At 41.4% G+C, this 22181-nt stretch carries 17 protein-coding genes and 1 other RNA gene; 3 read left to right on the forward strand and 15 right to left on the reverse strand.

What is annotated here, in order from left to right:
- Nucleotides 1–29 precede the first annotated feature (29 nt).
- Together OCV60_RS06270 and OCV60_RS06275 are read right to left on the reverse strand one after the other, a co-directional pair.
- Complete coding sequence (locus OCV60_RS06270) at nt 30–2657, reverse strand: YfhO family protein (RefSeq protein WP_262529786.1); 2628 nt, start codon at nt 2655–2657, stop codon at nt 30–32.
- Between the two features lie 34 nt (nt 2658–2691).
- On the reverse strand, nt 2692–4059 hold the full coding sequence (locus OCV60_RS06275; protein ID WP_262529787.1) for a cell wall hydrolase: 1368 nt from the start codon (nt 4057–4059) through the stop codon (nt 2692–2694).
- 384 nt (nt 4060–4443) lie between these two features.
- On the opposite strand from OCV60_RS06275, the gene OCV60_RS06280 reads away from it, so the two are divergent.
- Entirely contained in the window at nt 4444–5163 is a 720-nt protein-coding gene (locus tag OCV60_RS06280; protein ID WP_262529789.1) for a pseudouridine synthase, read from the forward strand.
- 419 nt (nt 5164–5582) lie between these two features.
- Here OCV60_RS06280 and OCV60_RS06285 read toward each other — a convergent pair whose 3' ends face one another.
- Nucleotides 5583–6296: a hypothetical protein gene (locus OCV60_RS06285; RefSeq protein ID WP_021943496.1), complete on the reverse strand. Its 714-nt coding sequence runs from the start codon at nt 6294–6296 to the stop codon at nt 5583–5585.
- A 184-nt stretch (nt 6297–6480) separates the two neighbouring features.
- Here OCV60_RS06285 and rnpB point away from each other — a divergent pair.
- Nucleotides 6481–6831, forward strand: an RNA gene (gene rnpB, locus OCV60_RS06290) — RNase P RNA component class A.
- Between the two features lie 101 nt (nt 6832–6932).
- Here the strand turns inward: rnpB and OCV60_RS06295 are convergent.
- The 9 genes from OCV60_RS06295 to OCV60_RS06335 all read right to left on the reverse strand — a co-directional run bounded on the left by OCV60_RS06295 (nt 6933) and on the right by OCV60_RS06335 (nt 17165).
- Nucleotides 6933–7934: a uridine kinase family protein gene (locus OCV60_RS06295; RefSeq protein WP_262529791.1), complete on the reverse strand. Its 1002-nt coding sequence runs from the start codon at nt 7932–7934 to the stop codon at nt 6933–6935.
- A 70-nt stretch (nt 7935–8004) separates the two neighbouring features.
- Entirely contained in the window at nt 8005–8739 is a 735-nt protein-coding gene (locus OCV60_RS06300) for a tRNA (adenine(22)-N(1))-methyltransferase (protein ID WP_262529793.1), read from the reverse strand.
- An 18-nt stretch (nt 8740–8757) separates the two neighbouring features.
- Nucleotides 8758–9891: an RNA polymerase sigma factor RpoD gene (gene rpoD / locus OCV60_RS06305; RefSeq protein ID WP_262529795.1), complete on the reverse strand. Its 1134-nt coding sequence runs from the start codon at nt 9889–9891 to the stop codon at nt 8758–8760.
- Nucleotides 9892–9931: 40 nt separating this feature from the next.
- Nucleotides 9932–11701 carry a DNA primase gene (dnaG, locus tag OCV60_RS06310; protein WP_117785174.1) on the reverse strand — a complete coding sequence of 590 codons (1770 nt, stop codon included), beginning with the start codon at nt 11699–11701 and terminating at the stop codon, nt 9932–9934.
- 93 nt (nt 11702–11794) lie between these two features.
- Entirely contained in the window at nt 11795–12802 is a 1008-nt protein-coding gene (locus OCV60_RS06315; RefSeq protein WP_262529798.1) for a deoxyguanosinetriphosphate triphosphohydrolase, read from the reverse strand.
- Between the two features lie 122 nt (nt 12803–12924).
- Complete coding sequence (locus OCV60_RS06320; protein WP_117785176.1) at nt 12925–13677, reverse strand: YesL family protein; 753 nt, start codon at nt 13675–13677, stop codon at nt 12925–12927.
- 132 nt (nt 13678–13809) lie between these two features.
- Nucleotides 13810–14679: a carbohydrate ABC transporter permease gene (locus tag OCV60_RS06325; protein WP_021943503.1), complete on the reverse strand. Its 870-nt coding sequence runs from the start codon at nt 14677–14679 to the stop codon at nt 13810–13812.
- The gene (locus tag OCV60_RS06330; protein ID WP_021943504.1) at nt 14680–15624 is read right to left on the reverse strand and encodes a carbohydrate ABC transporter permease; all 945 of its coding nucleotides are present in this window, start codon (nt 15622–15624) and stop codon (nt 14680–14682) included.
- A 104-nt stretch (nt 15625–15728) separates the two neighbouring features.
- Complete coding sequence (locus OCV60_RS06335; RefSeq protein ID WP_262529803.1) at nt 15729–17165, reverse strand: ABC transporter substrate-binding protein; 1437 nt, start codon at nt 17163–17165, stop codon at nt 15729–15731.
- A gap of 662 nt (nt 17166–17827) precedes the next feature.
- Between OCV60_RS06335 and OCV60_RS06340 the strand changes: the two genes are divergently transcribed.
- On the forward strand, nt 17828–18835 hold the full coding sequence (locus OCV60_RS06340; RefSeq protein ID WP_021943506.1) for a hypothetical protein: 1008 nt from the start codon (nt 17828–17830) through the stop codon (nt 18833–18835).
- Nucleotides 18836–19104: 269 nt separating this feature from the next.
- On the opposite strand, the gene OCV60_RS06345 is transcribed toward OCV60_RS06340, so the two are convergent.
- The 3 genes from OCV60_RS06345 to OCV60_RS06355 form a co-directional block, all read right to left on the reverse strand.
- Nucleotides 19105–20088: a CPBP family intramembrane glutamic endopeptidase gene (locus tag OCV60_RS06345; RefSeq protein ID WP_021943507.1), complete on the reverse strand. Its 984-nt coding sequence runs from the start codon at nt 20086–20088 to the stop codon at nt 19105–19107.
- Nucleotides 20089–20124: 36 nt separating this feature from the next.
- The gene (locus tag OCV60_RS06350; RefSeq protein ID WP_021943508.1) at nt 20125–21756 is read right to left on the reverse strand and encodes an ABC-F family ATP-binding cassette domain-containing protein; all 1632 of its coding nucleotides are present in this window, start codon (nt 21754–21756) and stop codon (nt 20125–20127) included.
- Between the two features lie 166 nt (nt 21757–21922).
- Nucleotides 21923–22111 (reverse strand): hypothetical protein, encoded by a 189-nt coding sequence (locus tag OCV60_RS06355; RefSeq protein ID WP_021943509.1) that lies wholly within the window; start codon nt 22109–22111, stop codon nt 21923–21925.
- Between the last annotated feature and the right edge of the window lie 70 nt (nt 22112–22181).

Below are 22181 nucleotides of genomic sequence, written 5' to 3' on the forward strand. Positions count from 1 at the left end.
GCATTTTATAAACAAATAATTTATGTCCATTATTTATCGGATGATTTTTTTCGACGGATAATCAAATATCCTGCCAATATTAATATTCCAATCACAGACAGACATATGCCCGCCATCAGATATGGTGTATGATAGGTCAGTGTAATCACATGTTCCCCCGCTTCTACCGGAACGCCCATCATGCCGGTTCCGATCTTTACAGGAGCTACCTTTTTCCCATCTACAACAGCCATAAAGCCTTCATTGTACGGAACCGCCAAATACAGGATTCCAGCCTTGTCCGCTGTTATATGCCCATTTAAGCAATTGCCATCATACCCATCAAATTCCATTATATTCTTTAACACATACTCTTTAAATGCCTGAACCGTTTCCTCATTTATCGCATACAAGGCAACTGTCTTTATGCCCGACTCATTCCTAACAGCAGCCGTAGCAAACCGCAGCTTAACCTCATCTCCGGCATTTACATTTCCAATATGTATCATGCCTGCTGATTCCGGATAAACCGAACTCACAACCTGCTGATCATTCACATAAACATCAACACCCTGCAGTCTTGTGTCCGAACACTCTACATACAGATCCTCTGCCTGTTCTGCTTTATAGGAAACGATCATGGAGGTTGCAATATCCGCCTGAGCTGTATAAGCATAGACACCATCGCCCTGCTTTGCTGCATCCAGGCCGGTAAATGAGATCATATCATCTGTAAGAGTCTTCTTCTCAAACAGATCTGAAAGCTCCGGCTGACCCATTCCAAGCATTACCAGTTCATTCTGATTTTCGGCTGCACTCTTCTCTCCACTCCAGTTCAGAATGTCCTCATCCAGAAGGAAACCCATCCCTGCAAGAGCATCCGCCTCATACAGATATCCATATGTTCCATCCGGTGCTGCCACCATATGATATCCACCTGCTGCTCCCAATTCATTTGTCATAATATACCGGACATTATACATCAGTGCTGTAACCGGAGTCGTTCTTCTGTAGGTATACTCTATATTCTGATAATGTGACAATCCAAGACTAGCAAAGGAATCAATGGCAGAACCATTTGCCATGGAGGAATAGCAGTTTGTATTTGATAACTGCAGATAATCATAGGAATACAATGCCGTCTTACGTTCTCCGGCTTCCAGATCACATTCTGCATATGCCGTTTCCCTGGATGTCTGTTTTATATCATCTGTAAGACTTCTGTTATTTCCTTTTGCACTCAGTACATAGCTGCCATTTAACACCAGCTCTATGATCCAAAGGCTGACCACCCATATATAAAAGGTCTTCCATTTGATGCTTTTCCGGAGTGCAAAGACAAACAAACCAAAATAAGCAACGATAAATAAGAGTACCGCCACATAGGAATTGGGATTTGTTTCTTCGCGATTGAAGAACAGCTCCAACAGGAACAATACAAGACAGCTTCCAAATGCCACTCCCGCCTGCCACATCCGTATTTTCCTTATGTTCAACAGACATACATAAGCTACGCTCAACAGTAAAAACGTCCAGATAAATGCAAAACGATTTCCCATACCGTGTGTAACTACGAATCCATGAAGCACATAATTCAGTCCTGCCTGATTCATTGCAAGTGCAAGAAATATCAGAACTGTCAGATACCGGAGCTTCCGGTTCCATTCTATCTTCTTCATAAAGAACACTAGGATCACCAGTAATACAATCAGTGTGCCGCAATAATTATTATGATTAAACAGATTGCCTGTCGTCACCTTATTCAACGGATAAAATGAATTGATAAAATTACCGATATTACCAAGCTGATACCACGGCAGCTTATCATCCATGCTTCCTGCTCCGGACAAATGCAGCACTGCATAAAAGGCAGGAACCAGTACCGCACCTGCGATCAGCCCTGCAACAACTGACCAGATCAGAAACCGTAGAATCCCCCTGCCAAATTCACGAAGAGTTTTCCAGTCCTGTAACAGGAAATACAGCACGATAAACAGGCACAGATAAAAGGCAAAATAAAAATTCACGATAAATCCAACCGCAAGCAGCACTGTATAAGCAATCTTTCCCTTACCGGCAGCCATCCGTTCTACTGCGATCGCAAGAAACGGTACAAGGATCAGCCCATCCAGCCAGATCACATTGTGCTCATATACCAGCACAAATCCGCACAGTGCATACGACAGAGACAAAACAATTTCAACTGCTGTCTGCCAGCCACGACCGGTTTCTTCATCTGCATACCGTTTCAACTCTGTACGTCTGAAAAAATACAGTCCCGAAGGAGCAAGCAGAGAAGCTTTGACAACGATCATAATAACCATTGCCAACTCCACATGTCCGGAGCCGCATATTACTGCTATAATATTAAACGGACTCATACAGTAATAAAACATATTTAAAAGCATGTCCATTCCCAGACCGTGATCCCACAAAAAGGTACCTTTATTCCCAGAATGCAGCCATTCCAGAAAGATCTGCAGCATTCCTGTATACTGATCATATGCATCCTGATACAGAAAGCTGCGGCTTCCAAATGGATACTGTCCGTTTATTATCATATTTACAATATAAAAGCCCAGACAAAACAGAAACAACAGAAGGTACATCATACCATGCATGTACCTTCTGTTCTTCTGAGTTGTCTGAGCATCGTTATAATCATCTTTTACATTCATCTGCCTCAACATATCTCTTACATCCATTCACTTATTAATAAAAACAATGATTTCCAATAACCGTATAATCGGATAAGGAATCCGTATCAATATAATTCACATTCAAGAAACTCATAAAAGATCCAATATTATTATTTCCTGCTAATGCATCATCTGCAGCCTGCTGTGCAGTAGACAGCGGTCCGTTCTGCAGATATCCCTGCATCACACTTCCGGTTGCCATCGGAAACTGATTTGGTGCATAAATTACAGATGAGATTGAACTGCCCCAGCTACCACTCTTTACACGGTTCAGAACTACATTTGCAACTGCAAGCTGACCTTCATATGGCTCATATCCAGCTTCCATGCTGACCAGGCAGGCAAGCAGATAAGCATCATCATACTGGGAAGGATCTGCAGAAGGTGCTTCTGTGGTTGTTTCCTCTGTTGTTGGTGCTTCTGTAACAGTTTCCTCCGTTGTCGGAGCCTCTGTGGTTACTTCTTCTGTCGTTGGTGCTTCTGTAACAACCTCCTCCGTTGTCGATTCATCCACTGACATAACCTCAGGTTCTGATGCTTCTTCATATACAGACTCTTCTTCTGCCAATGCAACTTCTGTTGTTTTCTGTGTCTCTGCATCAACCATTGCTGTATAATCATCGATTGTCATTGCGTACTCATAAGACTCTGCAACTGTGATATAATCTGCTGCTATGTACCCGGTAACATCATTTGCCAGTGTTACCTGAACCCAGTCCTTATCCTGTTCCTCTACAGGAAGAACCGTATCCTTTGCTACCAGCTCAAGAATATCAGAATCTGTTGACTTCTCTGCACGTACACGGACGGTATCATCCGTTACTGTTCCAAGCACTTTCTTATAATCTGCCGCATATGTCTCTGCATCCTTACCGGTCAGAATATAATCACTGTTTACATATCCCGTTACATCACCGGAGGAAATTTTTACCCAGTCACCATCTGTTTCCAGAACATCACCTACATTACCATCAAACAGCTTTCCAACAATATCAGAATCCGTCGATGCTTCCTCACGGATATTTAATGTATCGTCAATCTTGGCGATAAATTTACCATCAAATTCGGACTTCTCTTCTGCTTTTGCTACTACTGTCTTCTTCTGTGCAGCCTTCTTGGTTGTACTGTTGTTCTGAAGTACAGTCGTATCGACAGAAGCAACCTCTTCACTGGTTGTCTCCACTTCAGCAGTCTGAACGGTCTGACTGTTCAGGTAAGCAGGGTTGTGATCCAACGCCTCCCCATACTTAACAACGAGTCCGATTCCTGCTGCCGTAACGATCGTAGCTGCTGCTACAAGCAGATTGCGTTTCATGTATCTATAACTGAATAAGCCTCTCCTCATATGGGAAAAACGATTATTTCTTCTGTTAATTCTCATCTTTTCGTACCTATTTATTAAAAATCATGACAAAATGTTACATTTCTGTTAAAAATAATACTCTAATTTTGATTTCATGTCAATACGCATATGTCCCCAGTTCCAACTTTTTATAGTAAAATGTATTAATTTTCTGTGAATAAATATGGGATTTTTTTGTTTATTTTATATAATCTGCTGTAAAACCACTTCGTATCCTTACGCTTAACATTTCCGTCATAATCACAGATTTATTATAACATTTTCGCGCAATACGAGCAATATTCTGAAATTTACTGAATTTGTTCCACAACAACAAAAAAATCCATGCTATAATGGTGAAAAATCATCAGCCTGCGGGCATGGTTTTAGACTCAACAAATGAACAAAAGGCAGGTAACAACTATGCGAATTGATAAATTTCTGGCAAATCAGAACATCGGCTCCAGGTCCCAGGTAAAACAATATATAAAAAAAGGAATGATATCGGTAAATGGAACTGTCTGCAAATCCCCTGAACAGAAGATTGACGAAAATACAGACCTGATTTCTTATAACGGAACGATCATCGGCTATCAAAAACACCACTATTACATGCTGAACAAACCGGCAGGCTGTGTCAGCGCAACCAATGACAATCTGCACACAACTGTTCTGGATCTGTTAAAAGATTCTGTGCCGGTAAAGAGTCTGTTTCCTGTCGGCAGACTGGATATCGATACAGAAGGGCTGCTGCTCATCACAGATGATGGAGAACTGTCCCATAATCTCTTATCCCCATCCAGGCATGTTGCAAAAACATATTTTGCCCGTATCAACGGGCTGGTAACAAAAGAACATATCAAAGCATTCAAGGACGGTCTGGATATCGGAGATGATAAACCAACCAAGCCGGGCACTCTGGTCATAAAAAGCGCCAATCCTGATACCAGTACCTCCGAAATTCTTCTGACGATCACCGAAGGACGTTACCATCAGGTCAAACGCTCCTTTGAAGTCCTCGGCATGAAAGTCACCTACTTAAAACGCCTGTCCATGGGTAGTCTGGCATTGGACGAAGCCCTCGCTCCCGGCGAATTCCGCGAACTGACAGAAACCGAGTTACAGGCATTAACCCGAAAATAACTATGTAGCAATACATGATTATAATGTAATATACATTAACCAACAGATGAATAACTATCCAGTCTGACATTGATTTCCAAAGAGAATGATCTAATACAGAAAATCTTTTTAATTTAATTTTATGCAGATATTGTTATTCTTGATAAACCACACAGGGGGGATCTGCTTCAGACACAAACAACCACTATAATATGACATCAGCGAGGATTTCGAAATGAGATGCACATTGCCAGTAAATGCGGGCGCTTGTTCGAGCCAAAGGCGAGTTAGCGCAAGAGCATTTACGAATCGGGCATGTGCAACGAATCGAAACCACAGCGAGTCATTTATAGTGGTTGTTCGTGTCTGAGGGAGATTCCCCGTACATATTTTTAACAAATAACAATATCCGCATAAATTACAAAAAAAGATTTTCCGTATCAGATCATCCCCTTGATGTACAGAATGCTGCTTGTAATTCTTCCGCCGGAATGTTTTACATAATCACGGTACTCTTCGTAGCTGATGTAGTATTTCTTACCCCATGAAGAAACGATCAGGTATTCATGACCTGCTATTTCCTCTACTCCTGTCACAACAACAAAATGGCTGTGAACATTTTTCTTCATGGAAGCAAGCATCCGCCCATCCTTTTCCACATACATATGGATTCCTTTATTTCCAAATACATTTGGTATATTCGGACCAATTGATAATACAACCGGCTTATTTTTACGGATTAAATGCCTGATCTGTTTCATCATTTCCTCGTCAGATAAAAACAGTCTCCATCTGGCACGAAGTCCAATATCATTCAGCATAAAATAACGGTTCAATGTATTCATTATCGTCACGCCTGTCATTCCTTTATACCACAGGAAAAATACATAATGCTTATAGAACCATTTCACATATTCAAGGTAATCATTTTTGTTATAAAGTCCCTTCGGCTTGTTGATCTTGCGGATTGCATCTGTCATAAGTCCGGGATTCTGTTCTGCAAGATAGATGGATATATCCGCCAGTGCGATCACTCCGCAGCCTACCTTCTGCATCTTCTTGCTCTTGCACCATGACTGATTACCACCATAGCTGATCGTATTCATGTTTTTTATTCTGATATAATCTTTATTTAACAGATAATTATTCTCCATATTATTCACCCTCTTATATCAAATCTTTGATAATACTTATTATCAGGCTTCTATAGAGAGATTATAACACCCATCTCCATTCACTTCAACCATTTTTTATACCACGAGAAGTAGTTTTGAAAACCATGTTTTTGTTTCTATATTTTCCCCTTTACTTTTCGTCCCTATTCTGCTATAAAAGTAATGAGCTGGACAAGTGATCGCGGCTGTCATATGACAGGTGAGGAAAGTCCGGGCTTCACAGGGCAGGGTGCCGGATAACGTCCGGTGGAGGAAACTCCCAGGCTAGTGCAACAGAAATAAACCGCCATGTATATGGTAAGGGTGGAAAGGCGAGGTAAGAGCTCACCGCTGCTTCTGGTAACAGAACAGGCTCTGTAAACCCCACTCGAAGCAAGACCAAAAAAACAGCTTCGGCTGTGAGACGAATGGCTGCCCGTCAAGTCTCAGGTAGGTCGCTTGAGCTTTATGGCAACATAAAGCCTAGATAGATGATCACTCTCGACATAACCCGGCTTATCGTCCAGCTTTTATCATACTGACGATAAATGGGCTGGCTATATATGTATTCCACAGAACACATATATAGCCAGCCCATTTATCTGTTCATTGACTTATACAAAGTGAGAATCATCCTCAGACTTTAAAACAGCCTCCACCGATAAACTCGCGTAAGATGGAGTTTAGTGGTACAACGGTTTCTTCCAACGGAAGAAAGCGATCAGTCAGCTCTTTTAATCGAAGAACATCTGAATAATATGGAGACGGTTCTCCTACTGCCATCAACAGTGGTTCAATATGTTTTTTCAGCACAGAATATTCATACAACAATCCGGAATTAAACATCACATCCGCATTGTCTTCATATGGGAATATATACTGTTCCTCTCCCTGTCTGACGGATTGCCACATCGAAAGAGTTCGTTCTATGTCATGGCCACGGGTTCGGTTATCCCGGACGATCCGGCGGATCAGCCGGCTGTCCAGTGTAGAAATCTTATCCTCTGATCCAATCATAAGCTGATTCAATGGACTGATATAGATTTTATATTTATCCTTATCTGAAAGTGCATATGACATTTTAGGATTCAGTGAATGGATTCCCTCCAGAATCAAAACATCCTGAGTCCCTATACGCAAATCATCCCCTTTGTACAGTCTTCTGCCATTCATAAAATCAAATTCCGGCAGTTCAACTGTCTGTCCGCTTAACAACTGATTCATATCATGATTCAGTAATTCTACATCCAAAGCTTCCAGACATTCAAAATTATAATTTCCATTTTCATCCTTTGGATTATCTTCCCGATTGATAAAATAATTATCAACTGCAATCGGATGCGGATGCAGTCCAAGTGCACAAAGCTGTATACTAAGCCGGTGTGAAAATGTCGTCTTTCCGGCAGAGCTTGGTCCTGCGATCATCACAATCCTTTTTTTCTCTCTGCGGATACTTCTGGCTATATCATAGATCGCATTCTGCTGCATGGCTTCACATACAAGGATCAATTCCGTGCCTTTCCCTGCTTCTACGATCTCATTGATCTTTTCAACCGAATCAGCCCCTACACGGACTGCCCATTTCTTTGCAAGCTCTTTTAAAGTCAGCACGCTGTTATGTACCGCTTTTTCGCTCATATTTCTAATAAACCTCCAAAAACCTTCTGTCAACAAAGGTCACTGATGATCATATCATCCACGATCTCTGTCATCCATCTATGCCATATACCTGCTTCAAAACTGCACAAATGGTCTTTTGTTCTGCTTTTACTGTCTTCAGCCGTTTTGCCGCATTCTCCGTATTCTTACCACTTAGGCTGTTGATCAGCCCGGCCGTTGTATCCCGCCGTTTTACCAGCCACGACCGTAAAACCGGATCTTTCTTTCGTAACAGGCTTCCACCATACATATAGCACCAGTCATCAGCAAGCTTTGAACAATCATATTCATCTTTCTGCACCATCTCATGAACCCTTACATCCAACAGGTTATAATATTTTCCGGCATCGATCAGCATCTGTTCATCTGCAAGATGATATCCTTTTTCTGCCAGATATCGTCTGACCTTTTCAATATCCGACTGTGGTTGAAGCACAAGCTGATCACAACGTGTGACCACCTCTTCGCCGCGTTCCAGAATGTCGATCATCAACATACCGCCCATTCCAGCCAGAACAACAGCATTTACCTCGCCCGGTACAATTGTATCAAGCCCGTCACCCATACGAATCTCAATCTGATCCGACAGGTTCATTGCTTCAATATTCCGTTTTGCTATCGCAATCGGTCCCCGTCTGACATCGGATGCGATCACCCGTTTTGCTCTGTGCTGTTCTACCAGATATATCGATACAAATGCGTGATCGCAGCCGATGTCTCCGACTTCATCACACGGCTGTATCATATCTGCAACCGACTGCATCCGTTTCGACAGTTCTATCATATGCTCTCCATCCCTATTTTAGTATATATAATCTCTCAGTTTTCTGCTTCTGCTTGGATGTCTGAGCTTCCGAAGAGCCTTTGCCTCGATCTGACGGATACGCTCTCTGGTTACATTAAATTCCTTACCAACCTCTTCCAGTGTTCTTGCTCTTCCATCTTCCAGACCAAAACGAAGGGTAAGTACCTTCTTTTCACGTTCGGTCAGCGTATCAAGTACCTCAACCAACTGTTCCTTCAATAAAGTAAATGCTGCAGCATCTGCCGGAACCGGCATATTATCATCCGGAATAAAATCACCCAGATGGCTGTCTTCCTCCTCACCGATAGGTGTCTCCAAAGATACCGGCTCCTGTGAAATCTTCAAAATCTCACGCACACGTTCAACCGGAATATCCATAACTTCTGCGATCTCCTCCGGCTGTGGCTCCCTGCCAAGTTCCTGTAATAACTGTCTGGATACACGGATCAGCTTGTTGATCGTTTCTACCATATGAACCGGAATACGGATTGTTCTTGCCTGATCTGCGATTGCTCTTGTAATTGCCTGACGGATCCACCATGTTGCATATGTGGAGAATTTATAACCTTTTCTGTAGTCAAATTTTTCTACTGCTTTGATCAGTCCAAGGTTTCCTTCCTGAATCAGATCGAGGAACAGCATACCGCGTCCGACATAACGCTTTGCAATACTGACAACCAGACGGAGGTTTGCCTCTGCAAGCTTCTGTTTTGCCTGCTCATCACCTTCTTCCATACGTTTTGCCAGTTCAATTTCTTTCTCTGCACTCAGAAGAGGTACTTTACCAATTTCCTTCAGGTACATTCTGACAGGATCCTCGATGCTGACACCATCCGGCACAGAAATGTCGATCTTATCTACATCCACATCCTCTTCCAGATCCTCTAACAAAAGCTCCTCATCGTCATCCTCTTCTGTGATCGTCAGAATATCTACATTGTGGCTCTCTAAAAATGAAAAGATCTGCTCCATCCGTTCCAGATTCAGCTCAATTTCTTTCGCATCATTAAAGTAACGGATGATCTCTGTATCTTCAATTACCATCTTTTTCTTTTTTGCCATCTCAAGCAGGCCCTGCAGCTTCGCTTGAAATTTCTCTTCAATCTGCTCTTTATTCTCTTTTGATTCCATAAATCATGATCCTCCATAAATATATAATAGTTTATCCATTCTATAAGGAAATATGCAGCTTTGTAAGATTCGCTTTGGCACGTATGAGGCTCTGCATCTCGCTTATATCATTCGTCTTTGCCAGCTTATCTTCTATACTGCTTAAACTTATCTTTTTTACAACATCGGTCACTGCATTGTTAATTTCTTCCTGCGTCATATCAATTCCGATGTTCGTCTGAAGCATCTCTGCCACCAGCCGCTGTTCCTCCAACGACTCAAATGTCGTCACGATGCTCGCAGGCTCTACCCTGCCATTCTCCCGATACTGGGAATACAGCTTATCAGCAACCACCCGGTAAACACCATCTTCAAAGCAGGTTTCATCAATGATTCCATCCAGTTTCTGAAATAATCCCGGTTCGTTGACCATCCATGTCAGAAGCAGCTTCATTGGTTTATTCTTTGCCGGATCGGCAGCTCTGCTTTCATGCTCTGCCCGCCGTTCTTCCCGTTCTACAATCTCTGACCGCGGGACACCTGCAATTCCGTATTTGTGTACCAGATCTGCAAGACCTGCCTTGTCAATATGGTATAGGTTCGATACCGCTTCTATATAATTATTACGCTCCAGCACTTCTTCTATCTGTGCCAGTCGTTTTGCTGTCTCATTGTGGAAAGAGGTTCGCTCCTCCGGATCGTTCAGATTGTATTGTTCCGACAGCATACGAACCTCAAACATGATCGCGCTTTCTGCATTTTTGATCCGCTCCTCAAAGGCTTCACTGCCAAGTGTCTGAATAAATTCATCCGGGTCCTTATGTGGCCGCATATTAATGACTCTCGCCGAAATACCTACTTCACGCATGATGGATATAACCTTCAGCGTAGCCGCAACACCCGCGCCATCGCTGTCATATGCCAGATATACTTCATTTGTATATCGCTTCAATATATTGGCATGTCCAAAGGTAAATGCAGTTCCAAGTGATGCTACCGCATTATCAAATCCTGCCTGATGCATGGATATGACATCCATGTAGCCCTCGCAGCAGATAAACCCTTTTCGTCGGCTCCTCCTGGCAATATTCATCGCAAACAGATTCCGGCTCTTATCAAATACAACTGTATCACTGGTGTTGATATACTTTGGTTTTCCATCACCCATGACTCGTCCGCCAAATCCGATCACCTTGCCATTGATATCCAGGATCGGTATCATCGCACGATTCCAGAACTTGTCCGATCCACCATTTTTCTCATCGATCACAACCAGACCGGAGTCCTTTAACTCTGCATCTGTATATCCTTTTCCTTTCAGGTAACGATACAGATCATCCCGGTAAATGTCTGCATATCCCAGACCGAACTGATTGATCGTTTCATCCGAAAGGCCTCTGCCCTTAAAATACTCATAGGCTTTCTTTCCATGCTCTGTATGCCGCATGATATAATGAAAATATGCTGCTGCGGTCTTATTCATATCCCGAAGCAATATTTTATATTTCTCTCTTGATGCATCCTGTCCGGACTGATTACTCTCCGGCAGCGTCATGCCTGCCTTATCCGCCAGATACTGTACGGCTTCCGGGAATGACATATTCTCATATTCCATGATAAATGTAAATACATTTCCTCCAGCTCCGCATCCGAAACAATGATACAACTGCTTGTCCCGGTCCACCTTAAAAGACGGTGTCTTTTCATGATGGAATGGACAACAGGCTTCAAACGTCCTTCCTTTTTTCCTGAGACTGACATACCCCGATATCACATTCACAATATCATTTCTGGATATCACCTCATCTATCACTTCATCTGAATAGTACAACGACTACCCTTCCTTTCCAATTCAACTACTTTCTATCTATACGCCCATAAGCTTCTGTCCAAACACATCTTTCTTACGGATTGCAGTCTCATCTCAGACACCCTTCCATGCACCTGGAACATAGATCTCCTTAAATGTCTCGATCGCATAGTTGTCCGTCATCCCTGCTATATAATCACAAATCACCGTCGTAAGATCTTCACCCATATAGAGCATCTCTATACTCTCATTATTCAATCTCGACTGATCCTCCATGTAATAATCATATAATATCTCTAATAACTTTTCTGCTTTTACTTCCTCGCTCTTTGCCACAGGATTCGTATACAGATATTCAAACATATATCTGCGAAGCGCTGATAACGCCTCACCGATCTCTTCTGACATCCGAACTGTATCCGTTTCATAACTGGTATCAATCACATCATGGATCAGACAGTCCAATCGATCTCTGGTATTGTTGCCAAGTACCTTAACGATACTAACCGGAAGATCGGATTCTTTCATAATTCCACCTCGAATTGCATCATCCATATCATGATTTACATATGCAATCTTATCTGCCAACCGGACGATTTTTCCTTCCAATGTTGCCGGCGTACAGGATGTCTTATGATTCAACATTCCATCTCTGACTTCCCATGTCAGATTCAACCCTGCTCCCCTTTTCTCCAGTTTTTCCACCACACGCACACTCTGTTCATTATGCTGAAACGACCTGCCGGAACATCTGGACAATGCCCGTTCTCCTGCATGTCCAAATGGTGTATGCCCCAGATCATGACCAAGTGCGATTGCTTCTGTCAGATCCTCATTCAGACGAAGCGATCTTGCGATCGTTCTTGCAATCTGCGCCACCTCAAGGGTATGCGTCAGTCTCGTTCTGTAATGATCATCTCCCGGTGACAGGAATACCTGTGTCTTATGCTTCAGGCGACGGAACGCCTTACAGTGAATGATCCTATCTCTGTCCCTCTGATAGACCGTCCGAAGATCACACTGTTCTTCCTCCTTGTCCCTGCCTCTGCTCTGATCACTGAATGATGCATATGGGCTCAGGATCTCATGTTCTTGTCGCTCCTGTTTTTCACGAATCAGCATATTTTACCATCCTCCATGGTCAATATAACGAATATAGCAAAAAAGTCCGTACAATTTTATTATTCTACAGACTTTTTCATTTTCCTTTATTTTATTATTAAAGAAACTATTTTGTTTTTCTTTTATTTTCCCTCTTCATCCACTGGTTCCGATTCATCCGGTTCATCTTCCTTCGCTGCTTCTTCCGCAGCTTTTCTCTCCTTCTCTGCAGTATCAATGATTCTTTGTTCATTCAACCGGAATATCTTTCGTATCGTATGCGTTGTTCCCCACGCAATTGCCCCAAACAAAAGCAACAGCCACATATACCAGATACTCACAAACACAACCGGATATTTCACACAGATAAATATCGGAACAAACCATGCGATAACGACCTTTACCCATGACCACAGGTAAGTTATTGAAAGTACCATTGCATTTCTTACCGTGATACTCAACGCATTATTATACCTTGCAATTAACGGAAATAAAAACGGTACAACAAGTGCAACTAATACTGCCTCAATTATAAGCACAAATGTATAAAATGTTGAAATAAACCCTGTCACCCGCTTGATCATAATATATTCAGCCAACATTACAGCAACTGCAACGAGCAACAGTAAAAACGCAATCGTAGATTGTTTGAAACTACGCTTAAACTCATGAATGAAACCAGAAACAACAGTTTCCTCTTCATCTTCCTGAAGTCGGATGCACATTGCATACAATGCAGTAAATGATGCACCAATCGTAAAGATTGGAATGCATCCCACCACAAAGCAGATATTTAATGCAAACATTGTTCCAAATGCATCCATTGCGCGTCTCAAAAACGGTTCTTTATCCCTTCCGCTATTCTTGTTGTCTTGATTGTTTGTCATTTCATTCATCAAATTTTCCTCATAAACAAAAATATAGAGAACCTGCTACAGCAGCTTCTCCTCACTTATTCAGTATATATAATGTGGGTATCGATCGCCCATGGCTTCCGATACCTACATTATATTTTATAAAAGACCTCTTTACTCCTTTACACCACCAAGTGCTACACCTGCGATAATGTACTTAGAAAGGAAGAAGTACATAACCAGAATTGGAAGTACTGTAGTGAAAAGTCCACAGTAAATCTGACCCCAGTCTCTTGACTTATCATTTGCCTTTAACGCTGAAACGTACATAGGCATTGTCTGCTTCTGTCTCTCTGTTGCAAGAATAATTGAAGGTGTATACAGGTTATTCCATGATGCAACGAATCCGAAGATCGCCTGTGTTGCCATAGCCGGTTTCAACAGCGGAAGTACAATCGTATTGAATGTATGAATTTCTCCCGATCCATCGATTCTGGCTGCTTCAACGATCTCAACTGAAAGACCTGTTTCCATGTACTGCTTCATGAAATAAACAGTAGTAGGAGCAGCGATTGCCGGAATAATCAGTGATAAGAATGATCCGTATAAGTGTGTTAAGTTACAAATCTTAATGAAACCAACGATTGATACCTGCTGAGGAATCATCATGATCGCATATATAAAGCCCCATGCAAACTTCTTTAACTTGAAGTTATATACTGTAACTGCATAAGCTGTTAATGATCCGAAATAGATCTGCAATGCTGTAGCCGGAACAGTAACCAGTAAAGAGTTTAACATAGCCCGAAGTACGTTAACACCACTTGTTTTTTCACTACCTGCTAACAAACCTTTGAAGTTCGTAATAAATTCTCCACCCGGTATTAATTTAATACCTGTAACAATTTCTGTTGACTTTAAAGTAGAGTTAATGATCAAAATATAAAATGGCAATATCGACAGGAAACAAAGCAAGATACAAACGACGTATCTGACAATCTTGCCTCCTGATACTTTTGATTCTGTCTGATCCACTTTGTTCACCTACCTTCCATCCTTTGATGATTTTTCTGCTGTTAATCTGTAGAACAGTAAGCTGATAATCAGTGTGAATGCAAAAAGCATAACTGAATATGCAGCGGCTTTACCATAATCCTGTGTACCTCCGGCACTTACATACTTCTTAATCAGCATTACGACTGTTGTTGTTGAATTAACGGATGATCCACTGCCTGTTACAACTACAGGACCGCCCTCATTGAACAACTGAGGAATATCGTACATCTGTAAACCACCGATAGCTGATGTTACAAGTGTATACTGTAAGATCGGCTTTAACAATGGAAGTGTAATCTTGAAGAACTGCTGTTTAGATGAAGCACCATCTACGCTTGCAGCCTCATACAGGGATGGGTTAATACCTAAGATACCTGCACAAAGAACGATCATTGTATTACCATACCACATCCAGAACTGAATGAAAGCAATGATGATCAATGATGCCCAGCCATGATTTAAGATACCACCCTTATCACACCAGCCAAGGTCTTTGAAAATAGTCGTGATAGGACCATTAACCTCGAACATACCGTAGAATAATACGGCGATTGTAGCTGCTGTAATAATGTTAGGCATATACATGATAACCTTGTAAATACCGCTTCCCTTTAACTTGATCTTGATGTCTGTAAACCATGCAGCAAGAAGTAAAGCCAATAAAATCTGTGGAATGAAGTTTAAGATCCACAGAACTACTGTTACCATTAATGACTGCCAGAACTCGCTACCAGTCTTTGCAAATACATAGTTTGTAAAGTTTCCAAGACCAACCGTCTCAGTTACATATCTACCATTTTTAGCGGAATAGATAAATGAATTATAAAAAGTATAAAGAAGAGGATACAGCTGAAAAACTAAGAATACAAGAAAGAATGGAATAAGAAAAAGTAAACCATATTTTCCATATTCAACTGTCTTATTCTTTTTCATTGTGTAAGAGCACCCCCTAAAAATTAATCGTTTATAGTACACACGCACCAGCAACTTTCATTACTGATGCGTGCAAATTGTGTTACTTAATCAGTTTTTAGGGATTATTCAGCTGAAATACCTAATTCTGATGCACACTTATCCTGGATATACTTAATAGCTTCATCAACTGATTTGTATGTTCCTGAATTGTATGCTGTAGAAGCTTCATCAATAAATGCCTTGATTGAAGCATCCTGGTATGTTAAGTTGCTGAGGTTAATACCTTCTGCTGATGCTGCCCATACTTCGATAGGATTCTGGCCACCAAGGAATTTAGCTGCTGCATTGTCAGCGCTAAGTTCGCCAGCGATAAGTCTAGCATTAGCTTCTTTGTTGTTTACACAGTCACCTGTCTTGTTTGTGATTTCAACACCTACGTCTGGATCACATGTTAATTCGTAAAGAAGGAATGCAGCTAACTCAGGGTTATTTGTATCCTTACCTACACATACATATGTACCGCCCCAGTGATAAGATGTAGGGCCTGTAACAGCTCCCCAGTTACCATCTGTAGCACCATTACCCTGCATTGAACCAATGAACCAAGGACATCCGAAGTAGCAGAATACCTTAGAATCATCCTTCATATCTGCTGCCCATGAATTATCCCACATAGATGTGTTGTTTGAATATTCACCATCGTAAATCTTCTTAGCTGTCTCAAGATACTCTGTAACTGACTCGTCAAGTGTAAGAGTTTCCTTTGAACCGTCATCTGTTACCCAAGGCTGTGACTGAGTATCCCAGATAGCATACTTAACATCAGGAGCACCAGACACGATCTTGTATCCAGCAGCCTTTAATGTCTCAGCTGTCTCGAAGAACTTATCCCATGAAGCAAGTGCTTCCTGAACCTTTGCAGGATCATCTGTTCCAAGAACTTCCTTAGCGATGTCTCTTCTGTAGTATACAGAACCTGCTGTTGCCTGCCATGTTACACACTTAAGCTCGCCGTTTGTTGTACCATACTGCTTAGCGAAGTCGTATGAGTTAGCAAGCATCTCATCTGTGAAACCTAAGTCATACAGATTAGCTGTCTTTGAATCATCCTCTGACCAGTACTTAGCTACATCGTTATCAGCTGGGATAAGTGATGGATACTTGTCTCCGCTTGTAAGAGCTGTATCAATAGCTGTCTTGTAGTCATCTGATGTTCCACCAAGACCAAGTGTTACGAACTCAACGTAATCCTTGTACTCTGGGAACTTGTCAAGAACGACGTTCAGCTTCTTTGAGAAATCTTCATCCCATGAATAAGCGTAGATCTTCTTGCTGTCATCCCATCCATCTGTGCTAGGAGCTTCGATCTTAGCTGCTCCTGAAGCGTCCTCTGATGATGCTTCTTCTGATGATGCATCCTCTGATGATGCTGCCTCTGATGTTGCTTCTGATGATTTTGACTCTGTTGTTGAGTTATCTGTCTTGTCACCACAAGCAACAAGTGATAATCCCATAGCAAGTGCTAATGAAAGAGCCAATGCTTTTTTGATTTTTCTCACAAAAAAACCCTCCTTTTAAAATATGTGTGCTATTCCTTTCATTCATACTTCTGCGGATTGACATCTGCATCTGTATTATTTACTGGAATGCCTGCCACTTTTATACATGATCTGATTAACTTATCATTTACACAATATGTCAAACATGATTATGTATGTGGCTTTCTTAAGATATTATTGACAAATTTCCTTGTCAACATAGGCTTATTATAGGACATATTATCTAATTTGGCAAGCCCTTTTTTATTCTTTTTTATCTTTTTTGTACATTTTTAAATTTTCGTTTAAAAAAATTTACCAATTTGCGACACAGCTTATTTATACTATTTCCACAATTTTAGCTCAATTGACATACAATTTAAATCTTTATCTTTCCGTTGTCTCATTTTTCGCGTAGTTGCAGTTCTCTTTCTGTATAACTTCATCTATATATGATGTACATTGCGTATTCGTTAAAATGTATACGTTTTTACCACAACGCATATCGCCAATTCTGTTTTTTACAAGGTACACGTCTTTATGATCTGCTAAATACATATTCTTTATATTGCATTTCTTATATTTTCATTCTTTTTTCATACTCTTTACCACGCCTGCTTCTTTTTATCCATTTCCATCTGTGTTATACTTATCATTATTATATAAGTAGAAAAGGAAACACTATGAGCAACAACAAAAAGAAAAAGAAGAAAAACAACCATACCTCCGCAACTTCCAATGTACAGGCAAAAAAGCAGACTGCTGTGCAAACAGCAAAACCGGCTAAGGCACAAAATATCGAAACTAAACAGGAAACTGTCAATACTCAGGCTGCCGTCGAAAAGAAGGAACCGGTAAAGGTACAGACTATCGAAAACAAACAGGAGCCGCCGCACGAGTTCAAAGATCCACGCAAGGTTCCACCAAAGGAAGATCTTAAGATTGAGGACAAACTGGAATTTGCAACCATGTCCCGTAAGGAGCGTCGGGCAGCAAAAAGAAAACGATTAAAGGAAACGACCGAAGGAATGACCTTGGTGCAAAAGTTACAATACTTTTTATATGCGTATAAGATGGAGATCCTGCTACCGCTGATCGTGATCATCGCAATCAGCCTGATCGTAGTTGCATTCTTCCGCGGCAACAAACCGATCGCACTCTCCTACGCAGTTGTAAACTGTGAAGATCTGGAAGCACTTGACACCTCTGTCATAGAAGCTGATTATTGGAACTACTATGGTTTTGATGACAATTATCAGTTTCAGAAAGTTCTGGATCTGAAGTATGATCCAAGCATTAGCACCAACGAAGCATCTAAAGATGCCGAAAGCGGAAACTACATTGCATTTCCTACTCTATGTGATGAAAACTACTACGATATTATCATTACAGATAAACGAGGGTTGGAATACTTAAGTGAAAGTTCGATCATTCATACGCTGGGTGAAGCATTGCCTTCCGATCTATATGATATTTTCACCGCTGATTATAATGATCAGATCACAACTTCTCCTGCTTACACAGGAAAGAGTGCTCCATACGCGATCAACATCAGTGATACCGACTTTGCAAAGAAACTGAATCCGGGATACGACGATGTCTACATCTGTTTCCCCGGCGTATCCGAAGACAACCAGAAGCGTATCAAGCAGATCTGTAACTTCATCTTCGACCTCGGATTGGATCTATAAATAATACCTATATAGAAGAAGATCACACAGGACTGTCTCTGAAGTGATCCAAATATAAATATACCCACTATAAATGACTTGCTGCGGTTTCTGCTCGCAACACATGCCTGATTCGTAAATACTTCTGTGCTAACTCGCCTTCAGCTCAGACAAGCACCCGTATTTACTGGCAATGTGTTGCTTGCGACGAAATCCTCGCAAACGTCATGTTATAGTGGGTATATTCATATAACGGATCCACTCCGGAGACAGCCCTGTGTGATCTTCTTCTATCCAGCTATATTCTGTTTTGTTTCTTTTCTATTATAGTAAAGCATTCCGAGGACTAAGACTGCTGCCATCACAACAGTTGCCACGATGCTGCCCTCCATGCCGAATTTACCACCCGTCAGGAATATATTTCCCGGTTTGATCTCAGAGGAAAGAACAGCACTTCCTACGTTGGTTCCGCTGACAGAGATTCCATAGAAGGTTCCCTGCACAAAATTCCACATACTATGGTAGCCTGCCGCACCCCAGATGTCATTTGTTTTTATCACATAGAGTGACAAGAATATTCCAATCAATAGCAAGTTCAGGAACGCCAGAATCGTAAGTCCCGGATTCAACATATGGCAGAATGCAAATGCCAGTGAATTCACAAGAACAGCTTTTACTGCCGAGCTTCGTTTCATCAGGCTTATCATAAAATATCCTCGGAATGCGATCTCCTCACTGAAGCCCTGTACCAAAAATCCGATAAAATACAAAAGCACGATCAGCAGATTGCAGTTCTGATTCCATCCCTTAATATTTATAAATCCAAGAGCAGCACCTGCAAGTACGCAAAGAGAAAAGGATACCGCGCCAATAAGCAAGCCCTGTACATAATGCTTTGCTCCATCTTTCTTAACAAGTCCCATAGAATAATAGGAACGCTTTTCTATCTTATTACAATAGATCAGAACAGAAATGATCAGGATCAGTGTACAGAATAATGTAAGTATATACATTCCGTCTGTCATATTGGTTGCCAGTTCCATCATATCCGAAAAAGATGAATCTCCGTTTAAGAACAGTCGCTGCAGTTGGTCAAACATTTCCATATCTGACAGGAACAGGTACATTTCATATATTGCAGGAATCAAACCTGCAATAAAGCTTCCGACCAGGAATACCAGGATAAACCGCCATATTTCCTTGCCAAACGAATAAATCTTTCCTTCTTCGCCTGCCCGCTTTGCAATCTCAGGCTTTTCTAATCTCATCTTCATATGAAACATCCCCTGTCTGCCATCTTAATCTCTGTCTTAATCTTCTCCTTCAACATCCATGTTCATGATCTGACGTTTTCTAGCAAGTTCATCATTTGCCAGATATTCATCGTATGTTGTCTGCTTATCGATCAGGCCTGTATTTGTAAGTTCGATAATACGGTTTGCTGTTGTCTGTACGAACTGATGATCCTGTGATGAGAACAGAATGACACCAGGGAACTTGATCAGTCCATTGTTCAGCGCTGTAATAGACTCCATATCCAGATGGTTTGTAGGCTCATCTAAGATCAGGCAATTGGGAGCCATGATCATTAACTTGGATAACATACAACGAACCTTTTCTCCACCGGACAGAACCTTTACTTTCTTAACACCATCGTCACCGGCAAATAACATTCTTCCAAGGAAGCCTCGTACATAAGTTGCATCCTTTTCTTCCGAATACTGTGTCAGCCAGTCTACGATGATCAGATCATTATCGAATTCCTTTGTATTATCCTTCGGAAAATAACCCTGCGAAGTTGTAACACCCCACTTAAAGCTTCCCTCATCCGGCTTTTCTTCTCCCGCAAGAATCTTGAACAGCATGGTTGTTGCCTTTGTATTTGGTCCGACAAATGCAATCTTATCATCATGTCCTACTGTAAACGACACATCATCTAAGAGCTTCTCGCCTTCTACAGTCTTTGAAATATGAGATACGGTCAATACTTCATTTCCGATCTCTCTCTTTGGGCGAAAATCAATATATGGGTATTTACGGCTGGATGGCTTGATATCATCCAGTTCAATCTTTTCCAGTGCTCTCTTTCTGGAGGTTGCCTGTTTGGACTTGGAAGCATTTGCCGAGAATCTCTGAATGAATTCCTGTAATTCCTTGATCTTCTCTTCCTTCTTCTTATTTGCTTCTTTCATCTGCTTGATCATCAACTGACTGGACTCATACCAGAAATCATAGTTACCGGCATATAACTGGATCTTTGCATAATCGATATCGGCGATCTGAGTACATACCTTATTCAAGAAATAACGGTCATGGGATACCACGATAACGGTATTATCAAAGTTGATCAGGAATTCCTCCAACCATGCGATCGCATCCATATCCAGATGGTTCGTAGGCTCATCGAGAAGAAGAACGTCGGGATTGCCAAATAACGCCTGCGCAAGCAGTGCCTTAACCTTCAGTCCACCGTCCAGATCTTTCATCATCATATAATGATATTCTGTATCCACACCAAGGCCATTTAACAAAGTCTCCGCATCGGATTCCGCTTCCCATCCGTTCATATCCGCGAATTCGCCCTCAAGTTCGGAAGCACGGATACCATCTTCATCTGTAAAATCTTCTTTTGCATAAATCGCATCTTTTTCTTTCATGATCTCATACAGACGCTTGTTTCCCATGATAACAGTATCGAGTACTGTGTATTCATCGAACTTGTAGTGATCCTGCTGTAATACAGACAGACGCTCCCCCTCATCCATTGTGACATCGCCCTTTGATGGTTCAATCTCTCCTGAAAGGATCTTCAAAAAGGTTGATTTACCGGCTCCGTTTGCTCCGATCAGTCCGTAGCAGTTACCCGGTACAAATTTAATATTTACATCTTCAAATAAAGCTTTCTTTCCAAATCTTAATGTTACGTTATTTGCACTTATCATCGATACACATACCTTTCCATTTTTCTAATCTAAAAGTATATCAATTAGTTGAATATGTGTCAATTATGAAAAGAACGTATGTGCTTGAAAAAGCCGGAAAAGGCTCATTTTCCAAGTCTTTTCCGGCTGACCGGTCAGGGGTGAACCCTTCAGTTCTGTTTTCCTGTTATTTCAGATTCTTTACAATCGGATCATAAAGATCTAATTTACAATGTTCGTCCTTGCTGAAATGGGAACAGTTTAAGCAGCTCTTTTCACCATCCGCTTTGTTGGTCATACTGTTGCAATGGCATGTCTTTTCATAAGCACTACAACGTTCTGCTACCTCATGATAGGTTTCTGTTGAACTTCTCATCGTTCTTACCTCCTTGACATTTGTCAGTCTTTCTCGCAGATTTCATAGATCCGGTCATGCACCAACAACA

Origin of the sequence: Coprococcus ammoniilyticus (assembly GCF_025567345.1) — a bacterium.
Lineage (GTDB): Bacteria > Bacillota > Clostridia > Lachnospirales > Lachnospiraceae > Coprococcus > Coprococcus ammoniilyticus.

Excerpts from the sequence above, each read along its gene's own strand:
- OCV60_RS06270 (WP_262529786.1), bottom strand. The coding sequence starts at position 2,657 with ATGAATGTAAAAGATGATTATAACGATGCTCAGACAACTCAGAAGAAC.
- OCV60_RS06275 (WP_262529787.1), bottom strand. The coding sequence starts at position 4,059 with ATGAGAATTAACAGAAGAAATAATCGTTTTTCCCATATGAGGAGAGGC.
- OCV60_RS06280 (WP_262529789.1), top strand. The coding sequence starts at position 4,444 with ATGCGAATTGATAAATTTCTGGCAAATCAGAACATCGGCTCCAGGTCC.
- OCV60_RS06285 (WP_021943496.1), bottom strand. The coding sequence starts at position 6,296 with ATGGAGAATAATTATCTGTTAAATAAAGATTATATCAGAATAAAAAAC.
- OCV60_RS06295 (WP_262529791.1), bottom strand. The coding sequence starts at position 7,934 with ATGAGCGAAAAAGCGGTACATAACAGCGTGCTGACTTTAAAAGAGCTT.
- OCV60_RS06300 (WP_262529793.1), bottom strand. The coding sequence starts at position 8,739 with ATGATAGAACTGTCGAAACGGATGCAGTCGGTTGCAGATATGATACAG.
- rpoD (WP_262529795.1), bottom strand. The coding sequence starts at position 9,891 with ATGGAATCAAAAGAGAATAAAGAGCAGATTGAAGAGAAATTTCAAGCG.
- OCV60_RS06315 (WP_262529798.1), bottom strand. The coding sequence starts at position 12,802 with ATGCTGATTCGTGAAAAACAGGAGCGACAAGAACATGAGATCCTGAGC.
- OCV60_RS06320 (WP_117785176.1), bottom strand. The coding sequence starts at position 13,677 with ATGAATGAAATGACAAACAATCAAGACAACAAGAATAGCGGAAGGGAT.
- OCV60_RS06330 (WP_021943504.1), bottom strand. The coding sequence starts at position 15,624 with ATGAAAAAGAATAAGACAGTTGAATATGGAAAATATGGTTTACTTTTT.
- OCV60_RS06340 (WP_021943506.1), top strand. The coding sequence starts at position 17,828 with ATGAGCAACAACAAAAAGAAAAAGAAGAAAAACAACCATACCTCCGCA.
- OCV60_RS06345 (WP_021943507.1), bottom strand. The coding sequence starts at position 20,088 with ATGAAGATGAGATTAGAAAAGCCTGAGATTGCAAAGCGGGCAGGCGAA.
- OCV60_RS06350 (WP_021943508.1), bottom strand. The coding sequence starts at position 21,756 with ATGATAAGTGCAAATAACGTAACATTAAGATTTGGAAAGAAAGCTTTA.
- OCV60_RS06355 (WP_021943509.1), bottom strand. The coding sequence starts at position 22,111 with ATGAGAAGTTCAACAGAAACCTATCATGAGGTAGCAGAACGTTGTAGT.